The sequence below is a fragment of the Bacillus sp. SD127 genome (assembly GCF_058566445.1).
Window position 1 is genome coordinate 3,623,920 of sequence record NZ_CP191226.1, and the last position, 16,787, is coordinate 3,640,706.

At 44.1% G+C, this 16,787-nt stretch carries 15 protein-coding genes, 2 tRNA genes, 2 rRNA genes and 1 pseudogene; 3 read left to right on the forward strand and 17 right to left on the reverse strand.

Going from position 1 to position 16,787, the window contains the following annotated elements; translation table 11 throughout:
- Positions 1–72: 72 nt before the first annotated feature.
- From ACQVGS_RS18825 to groES, 4 genes and pseudogenes are all read right to left on the reverse strand, one after another.
- Positions 73–762, reverse strand: coding sequence for an alpha/beta hydrolase (locus ACQVGS_RS18825; protein WP_302329783.1), 690 nt, complete (start codon positions 760–762; stop codon positions 73–75).
- Positions 763–906: 144 nt separating this feature from the next.
- Positions 907–1,233: pseudogene (locus ACQVGS_RS18830) on the reverse strand (hypothetical protein); the annotation flags it as partial.
- Positions 1,234–2,042: 809 nt separating this feature from the next.
- Positions 2,043–3,677 carry a chaperonin GroEL gene (groL, locus tag ACQVGS_RS18835; RefSeq protein WP_188323578.1) on the reverse strand — a complete coding sequence of 545 codons (1,635 nt, stop codon included), beginning with the start codon at positions 3,675–3,677 and terminating at the stop codon, positions 2,043–2,045.
- A gap of 46 nt (positions 3,678–3,723) precedes the next feature.
- A complete protein-coding gene (gene groES / locus ACQVGS_RS18840; RefSeq protein ID WP_003155970.1) occupies positions 3,724–4,008 on the reverse strand; it encodes a co-chaperone GroES in 285 nt (94 codons plus the stop codon).
- A gap of 238 nt (positions 4,009–4,246) precedes the next feature.
- Between groES and ACQVGS_RS18845 the strand changes: the two genes are divergently transcribed.
- Both ACQVGS_RS18845 and ACQVGS_RS18850 read left to right on the forward strand, forming a co-directional pair.
- Entirely contained in the window at positions 4,247–4,981 is a 735-nt protein-coding gene (locus ACQVGS_RS18845; RefSeq protein WP_491830372.1) for a CPBP family intramembrane glutamic endopeptidase, read from the forward strand.
- Positions 4,978–5,169, forward strand: a complete 192-nt coding sequence (locus ACQVGS_RS18850) for a DUF4305 domain-containing protein (protein WP_024120410.1) — start codon at positions 4,978–4,980, stop codon at positions 5,167–5,169. Before ACQVGS_RS18845 ends, ACQVGS_RS18850 begins: the two co-directional genes overlap by 4 nt.
- A 44-nt stretch (positions 5,170–5,213) precedes the next feature.
- On the opposite strand, the gene tatC is transcribed toward ACQVGS_RS18850, so the two are convergent.
- From tatC to moaC, 4 genes are read right to left on the reverse strand one after another with little or no spacing between them, the layout of a single operon-like run.
- Positions 5,214–5,972, reverse strand: a complete 759-nt coding sequence (gene tatC / locus ACQVGS_RS18855; RefSeq protein WP_081638244.1) for a twin-arginine translocase subunit TatC — start codon at positions 5,970–5,972, stop codon at positions 5,214–5,216.
- A 6-nt stretch (positions 5,973–5,978) separates the two neighbouring features.
- Complete coding sequence (gene tatAY / locus ACQVGS_RS18860; protein WP_010333210.1) at positions 5,979–6,152, reverse strand: sec-independent protein translocase protein TatAY; 174 nt, start codon at positions 6,150–6,152, stop codon at positions 5,979–5,981.
- 21 nt (positions 6,153–6,173) lie between these two features.
- Positions 6,174–6,821, reverse strand: a complete 648-nt coding sequence (locus ACQVGS_RS18865; RefSeq protein WP_010333209.1) for a redox-sensing transcriptional repressor Rex — start codon at positions 6,819–6,821, stop codon at positions 6,174–6,176.
- Positions 6,818–7,330, reverse strand: a complete 513-nt coding sequence (moaC, locus tag ACQVGS_RS18870; protein WP_010333208.1) for a cyclic pyranopterin monophosphate synthase MoaC — start codon at positions 7,328–7,330, stop codon at positions 6,818–6,820. The genes ACQVGS_RS18865 and moaC overlap by 4 nt, the downstream gene beginning before the upstream one ends.
- 126 nt (positions 7,331–7,456) lie before the next feature.
- On the opposite strand from moaC, the gene ACQVGS_RS18875 reads away from it, so the two are divergent.
- A complete protein-coding gene (locus tag ACQVGS_RS18875) occupies positions 7,457–9,385 on the forward strand; it encodes an ABC-F family ATP-binding cassette domain-containing protein (protein WP_106021489.1) in 1,929 nt (642 codons plus the stop codon).
- 227 nt (positions 9,386–9,612) lie between these two features.
- Here ACQVGS_RS18875 and tsaD read toward each other — a convergent pair whose 3' ends face one another.
- The 9 genes from tsaD to ACQVGS_RS18920 form a co-directional block, all read right to left on the reverse strand.
- Complete coding sequence (gene tsaD, locus ACQVGS_RS18880; RefSeq protein ID WP_106022467.1) at positions 9,613–10,653, reverse strand: tRNA (adenosine(37)-N6)-threonylcarbamoyltransferase complex transferase subunit TsaD; 1,041 nt, start codon at positions 10,651–10,653, stop codon at positions 9,613–9,615.
- Positions 10,646–11,101, reverse strand: a complete 456-nt coding sequence (rimI, locus tag ACQVGS_RS18885; RefSeq protein ID WP_095714313.1) for a ribosomal protein S18-alanine N-acetyltransferase — start codon at positions 11,099–11,101, stop codon at positions 10,646–10,648. The genes tsaD and rimI overlap by 8 nt, the downstream gene beginning before the upstream one ends.
- 9 nt (positions 11,102–11,110) lie before the next feature.
- On the reverse strand, positions 11,111–11,800 hold the full coding sequence (gene tsaB / locus ACQVGS_RS18890) for a tRNA (adenosine(37)-N6)-threonylcarbamoyltransferase complex dimerization subunit type 1 TsaB (RefSeq protein ID WP_024120405.1): 690 nt from the start codon (positions 11,798–11,800) through the stop codon (positions 11,111–11,113).
- Complete coding sequence (tsaE, locus tag ACQVGS_RS18895) at positions 11,781–12,257, reverse strand: tRNA (adenosine(37)-N6)-threonylcarbamoyltransferase complex ATPase subunit type 1 TsaE (RefSeq protein ID WP_106021487.1); 477 nt, start codon at positions 12,255–12,257, stop codon at positions 11,781–11,783. Before tsaE ends, tsaB begins: the two co-directional genes overlap by 20 nt.
- Before the next feature lie 14 nt (positions 12,258–12,271).
- On the reverse strand, positions 12,272–13,249 hold the full coding sequence (thiL, locus tag ACQVGS_RS18900) for a thiamine-phosphate kinase (protein ID WP_213418358.1): 978 nt from the start codon (positions 13,247–13,249) through the stop codon (positions 12,272–12,274).
- A gap of 180 nt (positions 13,250–13,429) precedes the next feature.
- Positions 13,430–13,506 (reverse strand) — tRNA-Asp (locus tag ACQVGS_RS18905).
- 54 nt (positions 13,507–13,560) lie between these two features.
- Positions 13,561–13,637 (reverse strand) — tRNA-Met (locus tag ACQVGS_RS18910).
- 22 nt (positions 13,638–13,659) lie between these two features.
- Positions 13,660–13,775: ribosomal RNA gene (gene rrf, locus ACQVGS_RS18915) — 5S ribosomal RNA — on the reverse strand.
- Positions 13,776–13,829: 54 nt separating this feature from the next.
- A 23S ribosomal RNA gene (locus tag ACQVGS_RS18920) occupies positions 13,830–16,757 on the reverse strand.
- Positions 16,758–16,787: the final 30 nt, after the last annotated feature.

Below are 16,787 nucleotides of genomic sequence, written 5' to 3' on the forward strand. Positions count from 1 at the left end.
ATGCTGTTTCTTTATTATAAATAGGAAAGGCCAACTGAAGTCAGCAGTTGGCCTATCGTTTCTTATTAAGGTCTACAAATGTACTGAACCAGGTTTTCCCGTATGTATTCTTTCTCGTATAAAGGAAAGCGTATCATTTGCCAGCTTTTTGCGGCAAAGAACAATACCGGAATGACCACAATTGTAGACATATCTTGTGGGCTTCTCCCAACTTTCCCATAAATAATCGGCATCTTTTAAGTCAATATACTGATCATGTTTAGCAGAAATCAGCAGAATGTTATCTTTATTAACTTTCGGTAAGGCTTGACTAGGAACTGTGATATTCCAATATTTTACTAACTCTTCATAGGTCACACCATTTTGTTCTAATTCTTCTCTTATAAATTTACCTGGGATCGTGTTCCATATTGAATAAGATAGGCGATTGGCATAAAAGATTGATACCACTACATCAATTTGAGATTCTAGGGTAGCAATTAGATTAGTAACCCATCCCCCTAAGCTTACTCCCACTATGATAACAGGGCCCTTTTTATTTGCTTTTATCCAGTGAATTAACGCCCGTAAATCTACAATAGACTGTCTTGTCGACTCAATTGTACGATCAATGTTTGCACTAATCATCAACTCGCCACTATACAGTGAATTTTCCGGTTCCCTTTCAAAATGGTATGGAAGAGAATAATAATACATGTTCCAGCCTAAATCGTTTATTATACGATTATGAAATATTTTTTTGATTCTATCGAACGAATCCATGCGCCAGCCATGTACAAAGATAACATTGGGTTGATCTATATCATTTTCATTTAAAAAAACCTCCCCTTTTAAAGTATCATTAACAGGATTCCCAGATTGAATTAAAGATTCATAGCCAAAGGTTCCAATTTTATAATTTTTTCCTGATCCATTCAAATCAATTGAAACATCAGCTATATTTGCACTGTAAAATTCTTCTCTATCATCTATATCGGCTGTAAAAGCAGCAGAAAAATGTTTATCTTTGCTTCTTTTTCTGTGTAAATCATATAAAGCCAAGCGATCTATCATTTCTGAGAAATGCACTATAAGTCCTCCTTGATAATCAAAAAAACTAATATTAGAGTTGATAATTGGATTGTCTGTCTCCATAGAGTCGGGACGGATTTTATCAAGAATCTAACTTCATCGACAGTGAATTTTTGGGGATCAGTTAGATGTCATTATTCTGTCTCTCTTTATTCTTAACAAAAAAGACGAGTTCCTTATTGCAAGGAAAACAGCGTCTTTTAGTAGCTAAAAAAGCAGCAAAATAGACATTTTAACAGGATTTCTCTTTGACAGTGCTTTCCTAGAGGAAACCGTCTAAAAGTGTTGGTGGCACTATTTATCTAGATAACGGGGTCTTTTTTTGTCGTATGAGAGTATACCAATATTGTCTCCTATCTGCAATAGAGAGAAAGGTAACAGAGGTCGGGACGAATAATTTTCAACCCCATAAGTGAATGGATATAGAAAATGACCAAAAATAAATAACAATGCCCTTCCTCTTTGTGGATAAGGGCTCTTATTATTTCAATTACTTATTGTTTCACTTTTATTTTGGTCGGGCTCATAATATCATGGATAAGCCCAGAAAAGGCTGGAACCTTCTCGCTGGAACCCAAGAAATGCCTCGTGTTATTTTTCGAGACGATGGAATTCAACTCACTTCTGGTTTTCAGCAGTCGAAGATGAGGTACTGCGCCTCCTTAAAAATCACAAAGTAAATCAAAACAAAGTCAAGATGCAAATAAAGCATGAATTGTATGATGAGAATTTTGTATTTCAGTCGATAGAATAGTCTATATCGGGGTTACCTACCGTTTATCAAAACTATTGAGTATCGATATAAAACAGTGCTGAAAAAATCAAACCACAAAAGACAGAAAAAAAGAAGCCTCTCACAAGTTCGGTGAACTCATGAGAAGCCTCGAAAATTTATAAATGGCATCAAAAGGGCATCAAAAATGACGTCCGTTGCCGACAAACCCTTGTTTATCAAGGGTTTTTTGTCGGTTTTACATCATTCCACCCATACCGCCCATGCCGCCCATATCAGGCATTCCTGCGCCGCCGGCATTTTCTTCCGGTTTGTCAGCGACAACAGCTTCAGTTGTTAAGAGCATTGCTGCTACAGAAGCTGCGTTTTGCAGTGCAGAGCGTGTAACTTTCGTTGGGTCAACGATACCTTTTTCGATCATGTTTACCCATTCGCCAGTTGCAGCGTTGAAGCCTACGCCGATTTCTTCGTTTTTGAGGCGCTCAACGATGACGGATCCTTCAAGACCTGCATTGTGCGCGATTTGACGAATTGGCTCTTCAAGCGCGCGAAGCACGATGTTGATACCTGTTTGCGCATCACCTTCAGCTTCAACGGCAGCCACTTTGTTATATACGTTGACAAGCGCTGTACCACCGCCGGATACGATGCCTTCTTCAACAGCTGCGCGAGTTGAGTTGAGGGCGTCTTCGATGCGAAGTTTGCGTTCTTTCAGCTCAGTTTCAGTCGCAGCGCCGACTTTGATGACAGCTACGCCGCCAGCAAGTTTAGCAAGACGCTCTTGTAATTTTTCTCTGTCGAACTCAGAAGTTGTTTCTTCCACTTGTGCGCGGATTTGAGTGACGCGTGCAGAAATTTTATCTGTTTCGCCAGCGCCTTCAACGATTGTTGTGTCTTCTTTTGTAACAACAACTTTAGAAGCGCGTCCCAATTGTCCGATTTCAGTAGATTTCAGGTCAAGACCAAGATCTTCTGTGATGACTTCTCCGCCAGTAAGGACAGCGATGTCTTCAAGCATTGCTTTACGGCGGTCACCGAATCCAGGAGCTTTAACAGCAACTGCGTTGAATGTGCCGCGAAGTTTGTTCACAACAAGTGTTGCAAGAGCTTCACCTTCAACATCCTCAGCGATCAGAAGCAATGGTTTTCCTTGCTGAACAACCTGCTCAAGCACAGGAAGGATTTCTTGAATGTTTGTGATTTTTTTGTCTGTGATTAAGATGTAAGGATTGTCAAGAACCGCTTCCATCTTATCAGAATCAGTTACCATGTAAGGAGACGCATATCCGCGGTCGAATTGCATACCTTCAACAACTTCAAGCTCAGTTGTGAAGCCTTTAGACTCTTCGATTGTGATAACGCCGTCGTTGCCTACGCGCTCCATTGCTTCAGCGATAAGGCTTCCGACTTCCTCATCAGCAGCAGAGATCGCAGCAACCTGAGCGATAGATTCTTTGCCTTCGATTGGCTTAGAAATTTCTTTCAGATTCTCGATCGCAACGTTTACAGCTTGTTCCATACCTTTACGCACGCCTACAGGGTTAGCGCCTGCTGTTACGTTTTTAAGGCCTTCACGAATCATTGCTTGCGCAAGAACTGTCGCAGTTGTTGTACCGTCACCGGCAACGTCGTTTGTTTTGCTGGCTACTTCAGCTACAAGCTTAGCACCCATATTTTCAAACGCGTCTTCAAGTTCGATTTCTTTAGCGATTGTTACACCGTCATTAGTGATTAACGGAGAACCGAATTTTTTCTCTAGAACCACGTTGCGTCCTTTTGGTCCTAAAGTTACTTTTACAGCATCAGCAAGTGCATCAACACCGCGAAGCATTGCGCGGCGAGCTTCTTCACTAAACTTAATATCTTTTGCCATGTGTACGAAACCTCCTCGAATTTTTAAGTATTTGTTTATTTAAGAATTAGCCGATAACAGCTAAAATGTCACTTTCACGTAAGATTAAGTATTCAGTACCTTCGTATTTCACTTCAGTACCTGCGTATTTTGAGAAGATAATGCGGTCGCCCTCTTTTACTTCTAAAGCAACGCGCTCTCCGCTTTCTAACACGCGACCTGAACCAGCTGCCACGATTTTGCCTTCTTGCGGCTTTTCTTTTGCAGAATCCGGTAACACAATTCCGCTGGCAGTTTTTTCTTCAGATTCTACGAGTTCAATGACAACGCGATCACCTAATGGCTTTAACAATGTAATAACCTCCTCAATAGTATGAATATGTAATTTTAGCACTCAGCACTAAAGAGTGCTAACACAATTCTTATAATAAAGAATCTCACTTCCAATTTCAAGTGATAAGATAAAAAATTTTTCACGCTTACATCATTCTTTTCAGCTCAGATATCCCTTGGCTTTTTCACCCCCGATTCAATTATGTTACAATAGCTGTAGACAAAAGAAACCCATTTAACAAAGGAGTACATACCATTTGAGAAAACAGTATTGGTTTATTATTTTGACATATATCATCATGCAGTTTTCAGCAGTAATCGGGATTCCCTTGTTATTTAAATTCGGTTATGCGGGAGGACAGCCCACAAAAGAAAATCTGCTGTACGCGCAGGGATTATGGTCCGTCATCAGTTTTATTGCCTGTCTGATTGTTGTGTTGCTCATTCTCAGAACTATGCCTAAAACTACGCTGCGGAACGAAAAGAAAGACTCGGTCGGACTTTCGATCCTTTGGGCGATAGCCGGGTTTTTCATAGCCCTTTTCTCTCAAGGAATAGCCGGTTCTATTGAATATTATGTATTTGGCATCGGAAGAGAATCAGAAAATACAAAAGCCATCCTGGATGTGATTCAGGCAGTCCCGCTTATGATTATCGTTTCTTCTATCATCGGGCCTATATTAGAAGAAATCATCTTCAGAAAAATCATTTTCGGCGCGCTGTACGAAAAAACAAATTTCTTTATTGCCGGACTGATCAGCTCCATTATTTTCGGAATTGTTCACGCGGATTTAACGCACCTTCTGCTGTATACGGCAATGGGCTTTACCTTTGCATTTCTATATGCGAGAACTAAACGGATTTGGGTGCCGATTTTCGCCCATGTAATGATGAATACATTCGTCGTCATTATGCAGCTTGAGCCTGTTCAGAAATACCTTGAACAGCAAAGCACACAAATGCAATTGATTATTGGAGGATTATTTTCATGAGAAACCCGATAGTGTGGGGAATGATCTACTTTGCCGTAGGGTGCATCTTTACTTATCTCGCCGCAAGCTCGCCAGGCAGCATGTGGTCATTTTACTCCATCCTGCTGATGGTGTTCGCTGCATACAACATCAGCATTTCTTTTAAGATGTTCGCCTTTTCATTTAAAATAAAGAAGAACCAGAAATAAAGAAAATCCATTTCTCTCTATGAGAAATGGATTTTTTATGTTGGCTAAGAAGAAACGTCCTGATCGGCAGCACTGTTTTTCTGCGCTTTCCGATAGGCAGCCTTCGATATTAAAATACTGATTTCATACAAAATCAAGAGCGGAACAGTCACCATCATATGAGACAAAAGCTCAGGTGGTGTGATCAGAGCAGCAATCACAAGCAGCGTAAAGTACGCATACTTTCTGATTTTCGCTAAGAACATCGGTGTCACAATTCCAAGCCTTGTCAAAAACATAAGGATGACCGGCATTTGAAACAACAGTCCAAACGGAATCGTCAGCTGCAGAAGAAAATGAAAATATTCATTAATTCCAATCACCTGAGTGACATTCAAATCCTGAGATATCCGTTTCATAAAATCGACAACAAAAGGAAATAAAATATAATAGGAAAAAGATAAACCCGCTAAAAACAGCAAAATAGAGATCGGAATGTAGCTGAGCGTTACTTTGCGCTCCTTTTCATAGAGGCCCGGGCTCACAAAAGCCCAAAGCTGATAGAGAATAACCGGCGAAGTCAGGACAATCCCGATGATAAACGCAAACTGCATAAACACATAAAGCGGGTCTGTCAGATTAAACGCATTGAGCGTGAGCTCCTTCGCTTCATCCGTTTCTTGCAGATACACTATAATCGGCTTCGCTAAAAAAAATCCCGCGATAAAGAAAACGACAAACGCCAGCGCCACAACCAGCAATCGTTTTCGAAGCTCCGCAATATGCTCCAGCAGCGACATTTGATTCACTTTCATTTGTGTCATCCTAACTTACTGATTCTCTTTCTTTTTTTCCTCATCATCACTCGCTAATCCTTTAGTAGCGTTTTTGAATTCACGAAGTGTGTCTCCAGCCGCTTTTCCCAACTCAGGCAGCTTTTTGGGGCCAAAGATAATCAGAGCAACGATTGCGATAACAGCAAGGCTTCCAGGACCGATCGGCATATTTGGGCTCCTCCTTTCCGGTTACTCGATTTCCTCTAAAACAGAATAATGCTTCAAGAAATAAACCAGTGACTGAAGCTCTACAGCTAAATCTATATGATGAATTCGAATGTGTTCCGGCACATTCAAACGGGCCGGCGTAAAATTAAGAATACCCTTGATCCCTAACGCAACCAATCTGTCGGTAATCGATTGGGCCGCAACTGCGGGCACTGTCAGAATGGCAACTGATTCGCCTTTTACATGCTTTTCAAGATCATCGAGGTTAAAGACGGGCACACCGCCTACCTCAGTTCCTATTTTACTCTCATTTATATCAAAAGCCATAGAAATTTTTGTGTTATTATTTTTTGTGAAATTATAGTGAAGAAACGCTGTTCCTAAGTTCCCGACACCAATCAGGATAACGTCTGTCATTTCATCCTGATCCAGCGTTTTTCGGAAAAATGACAGCAAATAATCGACATTATATCCGTATCCTTTTTTGCCAAGAGCTCCAAAATAGGAAAAATCCCTGCGAATCGTGGCAGAATCAACCTTTACGGCATCGCTGAGTTCAGCGGATGATACACGCTGTTTTCCTGACGCATGCAGATTCTTTAAAAAGCGATAATAAAGCGGCAGCCGTTTTGCCGTCGCCTGCGGAATTTTTGATTGATCCTTATTCATTTTTGGTCCTCCAAATTATACTCGGATAGTTCTCTTTTAAAGTCACCGTTTTTCCCGCCTGTCTTTTCCAGCAAGCAGGTAGGGCCGATGACCATCCCCTTATCAAGCGCCTTGCACATATCGTAAACAGTAAGGGCACACACCGATGCAGAAGTTAGCGCTTCCATTTCCACACCTGTACTCCCTTTCGTTTTGACCTGTGCTTTTATATGAAGTATAACTTCTGTTTCTTTTATTTTCCAGTCAAACGAAATATCGACCCCGCTCAAGGATAGCGGATGGCACATCGGAATGATATTTGATGTTTGTTTCGCAGCCATAATACCCGCCACCTGAGCGACAGCAAGTACATCTCCTTTGCCGATATCATGGCTTTTTATTTTCTCGTACACTTCACTCTTCATGTGTACGCTTGATACAGCCGCCGCAGTACGGACAGTCGAAGATTTTTCGCTGATATCCACCATCTGGGCTCTGCCCTGTTCATTAAAATGAGAAAATCCATTCATAGTAAAAACTCTCCTTAAACAGATCATACACTATTTTCTTCTCTATGTCTTATTCGGCCAATGTATTGTTTGCTGAGTTCTGGTTCATAAGCTACACTTAACTTATTATAGCAGAGGTGAAATAATATGATGATCTTACAAATTAATCAGCTTTCCAAATCATTTGGTGCTGATACTATTTTAAACAATATAAAGCTGGAAGTCAGAAACCGTGATCGCGTCGCAATTGTAGGAAGAAACGGCGCTGGGAAATCTACACTCCTTAAAATTATCGCAGGTCACCTTTCATATGAAAAGGGTGAAATGATCAAGCCGAAAGATATCACAATGGGCTATTTGGCCCAGCATACCGGCTTGGATTCTAAGCTTACCATAAAAGAAGAGCTGCTGACTGTTTTTGATCACTTAAAAGCAATGGAAAAAGAAATGCGAAACATAGAAGAAAAAATGGCGGCAGCTGACCCAAGTGAACTGGAAAGCATCATGAAAACCTACGACCGTCTTCAGCAGGAATTTAAAGATAAAGGCGGCTATCAGTATGAAGCAGATGTCAGATCTGTGCTGCACGGTCTCGGCTTCAGCCATTTTGACGATTCAACGCAGGTGCAAAGCCTGAGCGGAGGTCAGAAAACAAGACTGGCCTTGGGTAAGCTTCTGTTAACACAGCCTGATCTTCTCATTCTAGATGAGCCGACCAACCATCTGGACATTGATACGCTGACATGGCTTGAACATTATTTACAAGGCTATTCAGGCGCGATTCTGATTGTTTCTCACGACCGCTACTTTTTGGACAAAGTGGTGAACCAGGTGTACGAGGTATCAAGATCAGAAAGCAAAAAGTATCACGGCAACTACAGCGCTTATCTAGACCAAAAAGCTGCCCAATATGAAAAGGATCTTAAGCTGTATGAAAAACAGCAGGATGAAATCGCCAAGCTGCAGGACTTTGTAGACCGAAATCTGGCGAGAGCCTCAACGACAAAAAGAGCACAAAGCCGCCGGAAACAGCTTGAACGGATGGACGTCATGTCAAAACCGCTCGGCGACGAAAAATCAGCAAATTTTCATTTCGATATTACAAAACAGAGCGGAAACGAGGTCCTGCGGGTTCAGGATCTGACCATCAGCTATGAAAACCAGCCGCCGCTTCTGACAGATGTGTCGTTTAGGCTTACAAGAGGAGAAAGCGCCGCTCTTGTAGGTCCCAACGGAATCGGAAAATCAACCCTGCTGAAAACATTAATAAACACATTGAAGCCGGATCAAGGAACAATAGCGTACGGTTCAAATGTCAGTGTCGGTTACTATGACCAGGAACAGGCTGAGCTGACTTCCTCTAAACGCGTCATTGATGAGCTGTGGGACGAGTATCCGGAGCTTCAAGAGAAAGAAATTAGAACGTGCCTCGGAAATTTCTTATTCTCCGGGGATGATGTGCTTAAACCCGTCCATTCCCTAAGCGGAGGCGAAAAAGCAAGAGTGGCCCTGGCAAAGCTGATGCTGCAAAAAGCTAACTTTCTCATTCTTGATGAGCCGACGAACCATCTTGACTTAGACAGCAAAGAAGTTCTCGAAAACGCCTTGATCGATTATCCGGGCACATTGTTATTTGTCTCACATGACAGATATTTTATTAACAGAATCGCAACAAGGGTATATGAGCTTTCTCCAAACCATATTGAAGAATATCTCGGAGATTACGATTATTATACAGAGAAAAAAACACAGCAGCTGGAATTGGAGAAAATGAAACAGCAAGAGGAAACTGAAAAAGCCACGGTTGCAATGAAATCCGACTCTAAACGTTCTTATGAGGAAGAAAAAGAATGGAAAAAGAAAGAACGACAACGACTCAGACGCATAGAAGAAATTGAAACGACAGTTCAAACCATAGAAGAAAAAATCAGTCATAATGATGAATTACTTTGTGATCCGGAAGTATATCAGGACCACGAAAAGGTACAAGCCATCCACGCTGACAACGAGAAACTCAATCAAGAATTGGAAAACCTATTATCAGAATGGGAAGAACTATCCACAGAAGAAGATTAAAAAAAGTCAAGCACCTCTTTTTTAGAGGTGCTTTTTATCCACAGAAAATAACCTTATAAGCAAACGAAGAAAGCGGTTTATACACAATATCCACAAAATATTCTGAATTTATCCACTTTATTAACAGCCTCTCAACCCCTTTACCCATCTATATCTCTATAATTACTCACAGATATGTGGATAAATTGAGAATTATCTGTTAATAACAATAAAAAAGCCTCACTCCATTATGTCGTGAGACCTTGGTAAGAAGTCAGTTCAAGACCAGGCTGGCCATTCATATCATATGATCCGCGAATCCCTTTTTCAAAAGCAATTGTACCGGCCGCAGCAATCATTGCAGCATTATCCGTACATAAGGATAGCGGAGGAATGATGAGCGCTGTCCCCTCATGCTGGGAGAATTCCTTCTGTAACGCAGCTCTGAGTCCTCTGTTTGCAGCTACTCCGCCGGCCAAAAGAACCTGTTTGACACCATATTCTTTTGCAGCGCGTGCCGTTTTTGTCACTAAGACATCAATGACGCTATTCTGAAAACTGGCAGAAAGATCTTCCGGCGCAATTTCCTGTCCTTTTTGAGCCGCGTTATGAAGCGTATTGATCACAGCTGATTTCAGCCCGCTGAAGCTGAAATTATAAGAACCTTCTTCAAGCCATGCGCGAGGCAGAGGAATAGTGTCATTCCCTGATTCCGCAAGCTTGTCAATCTGCGGTCCGCCTGGATACGGGAGATCCATTGTTCTCGCCACTTTGTCATAAGCTTCCCCTGCTGCGTCATCGAGTGTTTCCCCGATTACTTCAAATGAACCGTGTTCTTTCATATAAACCAATTCCGTATGGCCGCCGGAAACGACCAATGCAAGCGCTGGAAAAACAATCTCTTCTACCAGACGGTTTGCGTAGATATGGCCCGCTATATGATGGACTCCAACTATCGGAATCTGATGCGCAAAGCTCAATGCTTTAGCGGCGTTTACCCCGATTAGCAGTGCTCCCACCAATCCCGGGCCTTCAGTAACTGCAATCGCATCTATGTCACGATATGTCATGTCTGCTTTACGGAAAGCCTCTTCGATCACTAAAGTGATTTGCTCCACATGATGTCTTGATGCAATTTCCGGCACAACCCCTCCGAATCGTTTATGGCTTTCAATTTGAGAGGCCACAACGTTCGAGACGATTTCTGTTCCGTTTTTTACAATAGCTGCTGCCGTTTCATCGCAGCTCGTTTCGATTCCTAATATATAAAGATCTTTTTGCTCATTCATTTATCATCACCCACATAATTAACGCATCTTCCCCGTTATCAGTATAATAGTTCTTTCTTATTCCGCCGGGCTGCATCCCGAACTTTTTATATAAACTTTGAGCAGGGTGATTGGAAACCCTCACTTCAAGCGAAAGCCGCCTCGCCTCTTTTTCTTTACAAAGCTCGAGAGCTGAACGAAAAAGTGCTTCTCCTAAAGACTGGCCCCTATACTCTGGTTTAATCGCTATATTTGTGATTTGGGCGTCGTCCATCACAATCCAAATCCCGCAATAACCCGCGATACAATCGTCCTTTTCAATCACGAGATAGTGGGCATACGGATTTTCAAGCAATTCATGATAAAACGAATCCTTCGTCCAGGGAGACGTAAAGGAGGATGTTTCAATTTCGTATACGTGATCAACATCATCAAGCTGCATTTTTCTGACTGCTGCTTTTGTTTTCATCCTATCACCCTACTTTTGACTTTCAATCCATTTCGCTTCAGCTTCTGCAAGCCGCAAATAATCCGGCACAAGCCCGTGAATATCAGCAGCTTCCCTATCCGCACCCAAGTAAGCCAATTCTGAAGGGCGGGGATTATGCTGAACCGCAGACCCTATGATTCCTTTTGTTCCTAATACATCCAGTATCGTCTCCTTGTGTATGGATGTATCATGTCCTAAAAACAAAACAGGGCGATCCTTCTCTTTTAGCATCTCCAGCCACTCTGTCAGCATCACATTTTGATCCGGCACAGCCTGTTCTAAAAGCCCGTTTTTATATTCATAAAGACCTGTATACACCTGTCCGCGTCTCGCATCAAATATAGGGCTGATCAGACCGTCAAAGTGACGTCCATTTGCCGCGAGCGCTTCAAGACTTGAAACAGCAGAAATCGGAATGTTTAAAGACCAGGCAAGTGTTTTGGCAATGGTTACACCGATTCTCACCCCTGTGTACGAGCCAGGACCTTTTGCGACAACAATTTTAGAAAGATCCTGCGGGGTTGTATCACAATCATTCAGCAAAGAATGAACAGCAGGCATCGCTCTCACAGAGTGATTCTTTTTTAAATATGTCATGTATTCTGCTATGACAGTGTTATCCCGAAGCAGCGCTATGCCTAAAGTATAATTCGATGTATCAATTGCTAATATTGTCATGTCTACTTATCTCCTCACAAAGCATTTCATACCGATTCCCCACAGCTGTAAAGGTGATCTCTCTTTCATCATCACCAGCTCTTTTAATGACAATTTGCAGTCGCTCCTGCGGAAGCTGCTCTTCAATTAAATGTGCCCATTCCACTAAGCAGACACCTTGTCCATGAAAATATTCATCAAGTCCTAAGTCTTCACTCTCGTCTTCCATTCTGTATACATCCATATGAAAAAGAGGAAGTGAACCATCGTTATATTCTTTTATGATCGTAAACGTCGGACTGTTTACAACACGTGTAATTCCAAGTCCTTCAGCAAAACCTTTTGTAAAGGTTGTTTTCCCAGCTCCTAAATCGCCCTCTAATGTCAGGACGTCCCCAGGCTTTGAAAACGATGCAGTCAGCTTAGCAATCGCTTTTGTTTCTTCAGGATTTACAGTTCTCCATTTTAATTGCTTCACACGAGTCACCCGTCTTATTTAAAATGATTATATCCTTTTTTCTCTAAAGTCATTGTTTCTTCATCTGTCTTTAATACGACATTGGATTCTGTCTTTTCACGGACACATCCAATCTTTGTAATTGGCAGTTGAAGTCTGCTGCACTCCTGCTGTAACACTTCCCAGTCTTCCTTTGAGATCGTCCCAGTCAGCTCAAAATCCTCTCCGCCAAACAAAGCCCATTCCTTCCATTTGGAATTTAACTTAGGCAAGTCCGGATGAACTGGAAGAAGGCTCTCGTCAATTTCTATTGAAACAGAGCTGGATTCAGCAATTTCATGCAATTCACTTGCCAATCCGTCACTAATATCATTAAGAGCCACACGCTGAGCGTTCGAGCATAGTCTGCCAACACTCACTCTTGGGTGAGGCCGTTTATGCCTATTGATAAAGTGATCTGTTTCAAATGATGTTTCCGGATGAGAGGACTCTTTTAGCAGCAATGAAAGTCCAGCGGCAGAAGAACCGATTTCACCAGTGACAAAGACAATATCATTCGGCTTTGCCAAACTGCGCAAACAGGCACGTCCCTTTTCAACTTCCCCAATCACAGTCACTGTGACGACTAGTTTATCGTTAGTAGAAACTGTATCACCGCCAATCAGGTCCATACAGTATAGTTTCGCCAGTTCATTCATTCCTTCATACATTGCCTTGATTTCTGATGCCGTCCATTTTGAAGGCACCGCAAGAGACACTAAATAAAACTTAGGAATACCTCCCATTGCGGCAATATCACTTATATTTATAGCCAACGCCTTATATCCAATGTCCTCCGGCGAAGAATAGCTCAATTTAAAATGCACGTCCTCTACCATTGTATCGACACATACAATTTCCTGCACACCGTTTTTCGCTGTGTAAAGAGCCGCATCGTCTCCAATTCCTACATCAACGGAAGAATGGTGAATGGTTCGCGGAGTAATACTATTAATTAAATCAAACTCATCCATTAACCAAACCTCCTTTTGGTCTGATTATGTTTTATATGTACTGTATCTAGTGTATCGGATTATGGTGAAATATCCAAGATGTTGCCGATATAAAGAAAGCTTGGCTATCATACCAAGCAAAAGATGTAATAAAAGAAAACACAAAAAAAACGAAAACATGATCGTTTCGTTTACAATAAATGGCGGTCCGGACGGGACTCGAACCCGCGACCTCCTGCGTGACAGGCAGGCATTCTAACCAACTGAACTACCGGACCATTTTAATTTGGTTGCACCCTTTGGGCGCTCCTTATTTTAAAGGATATATTTTTTGGTTGCGGGGGCAGGATTTGAACCTGCGACCTTCGGGTTATGAGCCCGACGAGCTACCGAACTGCTCCACCCCGCGACGATATAATTATGATAAAACTGCTTGGCGGCGTCCTACTCTCACAGGGGGAAACCCCCGACTACCATCGGCGCTGAAGAGCTTAACTTCCGTGTTCGGCATGGGAACGGGTGTGACCTCTTCGCTATCGCCACCAAACAATTTGAGAGTGTTCTCTCAAAACTAGATAACAGGTGTGACATCATTAGAAATTAGGTTAAGTCCTCGATCGATTAGTATCTGTCAGCTCCATGTGTCGCCACACTTCCACCTCAGACCTATCAACCTGATCATCTTTCAGGGATCTTACTTCCTTGCGGAATGGGAAATCTCATCTTGAGGGGGGCTTCATGCTTAGATGCTTTCAGCACTTATCCCGTCCGCACATAGCTACCCAGCGATGCCCTTGGCAGAACAACTGGTACACCAGCGGTGCGTCCATCCCGGTCCTCTCGTACTAAGGACAGCTCCTCTCAAATTTCCTGCGCCCGCGACGGATAGGGACCGAACTGTCTCACGACGTTCTGAACCCAGCTCGCGTACCGCTTTAATGGGCGAACAGCCCAACCCTTGGGACCGACTACAGCCCCAGGATGCGATGAGCCGACATCGAGGTGCCAAACCTCCCCGTCGATGTGGACTCTTGGGGGAGATAAGCCTGTTATCCCCGGGGTAGCTTTTATCCGTTGAGCGATGGCCCTTCCATGCGGAACCACCGGATCACTAAGCCCGACTTTCGTCCCTGCTCGACTTGTAGGTCTCGCAGTCAAGCTCCCTTGTGCCTTTACACTCTGCGAATGATTTCCAACCATTCTGAGGGAACCTTTGGGCGCCTCCGTTACCTTTTAGGAGGCGACCGCCCCAGTCAAACTGCCCACCTGACACTGTCTCCCCGCCCGATAAGGGCGGCGGGTTAGAAGGTCAATACAGCCAGGGTAGTATCCCACCGATGCCTCCACCGAAGCTGGCGCTCCGGTTTCCAAGGCTCCTACCTATCCTGTACAAGCTGTACCAACATTCAATATCAGGCTGCAGTAAAGCTCCACGGGGTCTTTCCGTCCTGTCGCGGGTAACCTGCATCTTCACAGGTACTATAATTTCACCGAGTCTCTCGTTGAGACAGTGCCCAGATCGTTGCGCCTTTCGTGCGGGTCGGAACTTACCCGACAAGGAATTTCGCTACCTTAGGACCGTTATAGTTACGGCCGCCGTTTACTGGGGCTTCAATTCGCACCTTCGCTTACGCTAAGCGCTCCTCTTAACCTTCCAGCACCGGGCAGGCGTCAGCCCCTATACTTCGCCTTACGGCTTCGCAGAGACCTGTGTTTTTGCTAAACAGTCGCCTGGGCCTATTCACTGCGGCTCTCTCGGGCTTGCACCCTAACAGAGCACCCCTTCTCCCGAAGTTACGGGGTCATTTTGCCGAGTTCCTTAACGAGAGTTCTCTCGATCACCTTAGGATTCTCTCCTCGCCTACCTGTGTCGGTTTGCGGTACGGGCACCTCTCACCTCGCTAGAGGCTTTTCTTGGCAGTGTGGAATCAGGAACTTCGCTACTATATTTCGCTCGCCATCACAGCTCAGCCTTATGGGAAACGGATTTGCCTATTTCCCAGCCTAACTGCTTGGACGCGGATATCCAATACCGCGCTTACCCTATCCTCCTGCGTCCCCCCATTGCTCAAATGGTGAGGAGGTGGTACAGGAATATCAACCTGTTGTCCATCGCCTACGCCTTTCGGCCTCGGCTTAGGTCCCGACTAACCCTGAGCGGACGAGCCTTCCTCAGGAAACCTTAGGCATTCGGTGGAGGGGATTCTCACCCCTCTTTCGCTACTCATACCGGCATTCTCACTTCTAAGCGCTCCACCAGTCCTTCCGGTCTGGCTTCACAGCCCTTAGAACGCTCTCCTACCACTGTTCGAAGAACAGTCCGCAGCTTCGGTGATACGTTTAGCCCCGGTACATTTTCGGCGCAGAGTCACTCGACCAGTGAGCTATTACGCACTCTTTAAATGGTGGCTGCTTCTAAGCCAACATCCTGGTTGTCTAAGCAACTCCACATCCTTTTCCACTTAACGTATACTTTGGGACCTTAGCTGGCGGTCTGGGCTGTTTCCCTTTCGACTACGGATCTTATCACTCGCAGTCTGACTCCCAAGGATAAGTCATTGGCATTCGGAGTTTGACTGAATTCGGTAACCCGGTAGGGGCCCCTAGTCCAATCAGTGCTCTACCTCCAAGACTCTTACCTTGAGGCTAGCCCTAAAGCTATTTCGGAGAGAACCAGCTATCTCCAGGTTCGATTGGCATTTCACCCCTACCCACACCTCATCCCCGCACTTTTCAACGTGCGTGGGTTCGGGCCTCCATTCAGTGTTACCTGAACTTCACCCTGGACATGGGTAGATCACCTGGTTTCGGGTCTACGACCACGTACTCATGCGCCCTATTCAGACTCGCTTTCGCTGCGGCTCCGCATCTTCTGCTTAACCTTGCACGGGATCGTAACTCGCCGGTTCATTCTACAAAAGGCACGCCATCACCCGTTAACGGGCTCTGACTACTTGTAGGCACACGGTTTCAGGATCTCTTTCACTCCCCTTCCGGGGTGCTTTTCACCTTTCCCTCACGGTACTGGTTCACTATCGGTCACTAGGGAGTATTTAGCCTTGGGAGATGGTCCTCCCGGATTCCGACGGAATTTCACGTGTTCCGCCGTACTCAGGATCCACTCTGGAGAGAACGAAGTTTTGACTACAGGGCTGTTACCTCCTATGGCGGGCCTTTCCAGACCTCTTCATCTACCTCGTTCCTTTGTAACTCCGTATAGAGTGTCCTACAACCCCAAGAGGCAAGCCTCTTGGTTTGGGCTAATCCCGTTTCGCTCGCCGCTACTCAGGGAATCGCATTTGCTTTCTCTTCCTCCGGGTACTTAGATGTTTCAGTTCCCCGGGTCTGCCTTCTCATATCCTATGAATTCAGATATGGATACCACTCCATTACGAGTGGTGGGTTTCCCCATTCGGAAATCTCCGGATCAAAGCTTGCTTACAGCTCCCCGAAGCATATCGGTGTTCGTCCCGTCCTTCATCGGCTCCTAGTGCCAAGGCATCCACCGTGCGCCCTTTCTAACTTAACCGTTAAAAAGAATCACTATGTGATATCTTGT

Excerpts from the sequence above, each read along its gene's own strand:
- ACQVGS_RS18825 (WP_302329783.1), bottom strand. The coding sequence starts at position 762 with ATGGATTCGTTCGATAGAATCAAAAAAATATTTCATAATCGTATAATA.
- groL (WP_188323578.1), bottom strand. The coding sequence starts at position 3,677 with ATGGCAAAAGATATTAAGTTTAGTGAAGAAGCTCGCCGCGCAATGCTT.
- ACQVGS_RS18850 (WP_024120410.1), top strand. The coding sequence starts at position 4,978 with ATGAGAAACCCGATAGTGTGGGGAATGATCTACTTTGCCGTAGGGTGC.
- tatC (WP_081638244.1), bottom strand. The coding sequence starts at position 5,972 with ATGACACAAATGAAAGTGAATCAAATGTCGCTGCTGGAGCATATTGCG.
- tatAY (WP_010333210.1), bottom strand. The coding sequence starts at position 6,152 with ATGCCGATCGGTCCTGGAAGCCTTGCTGTTATCGCAATCGTTGCTCTG.
- ACQVGS_RS18865 (WP_010333209.1), bottom strand. The coding sequence starts at position 6,821 with ATGAATAAGGATCAATCAAAAATTCCGCAGGCGACGGCAAAACGGCTG.
- moaC (WP_010333208.1), bottom strand. The coding sequence starts at position 7,330 with ATGAATGGATTTTCTCATTTTAATGAACAGGGCAGAGCCCAGATGGTG.
- ACQVGS_RS18875 (WP_106021489.1), top strand. The coding sequence starts at position 7,457 with ATGATGATCTTACAAATTAATCAGCTTTCCAAATCATTTGGTGCTGAT.
- tsaD (WP_106022467.1), bottom strand. The coding sequence starts at position 10,653 with ATGAATGAGCAAAAAGATCTTTATATATTAGGAATCGAAACGAGCTGC.
- rimI (WP_095714313.1), bottom strand. The coding sequence starts at position 11,101 with ATGAAAACAAAAGCAGCAGTCAGAAAAATGCAGCTTGATGATGTTGAT.
- tsaB (WP_024120405.1), bottom strand. The coding sequence starts at position 11,800 with ATGACAATATTAGCAATTGATACATCGAATTATACTTTAGGCATAGCG.
- thiL (WP_213418358.1), bottom strand. The coding sequence starts at position 13,249 with ATGGATGAGTTTGATTTAATTAATAGTATTACTCCGCGAACCATTCAC.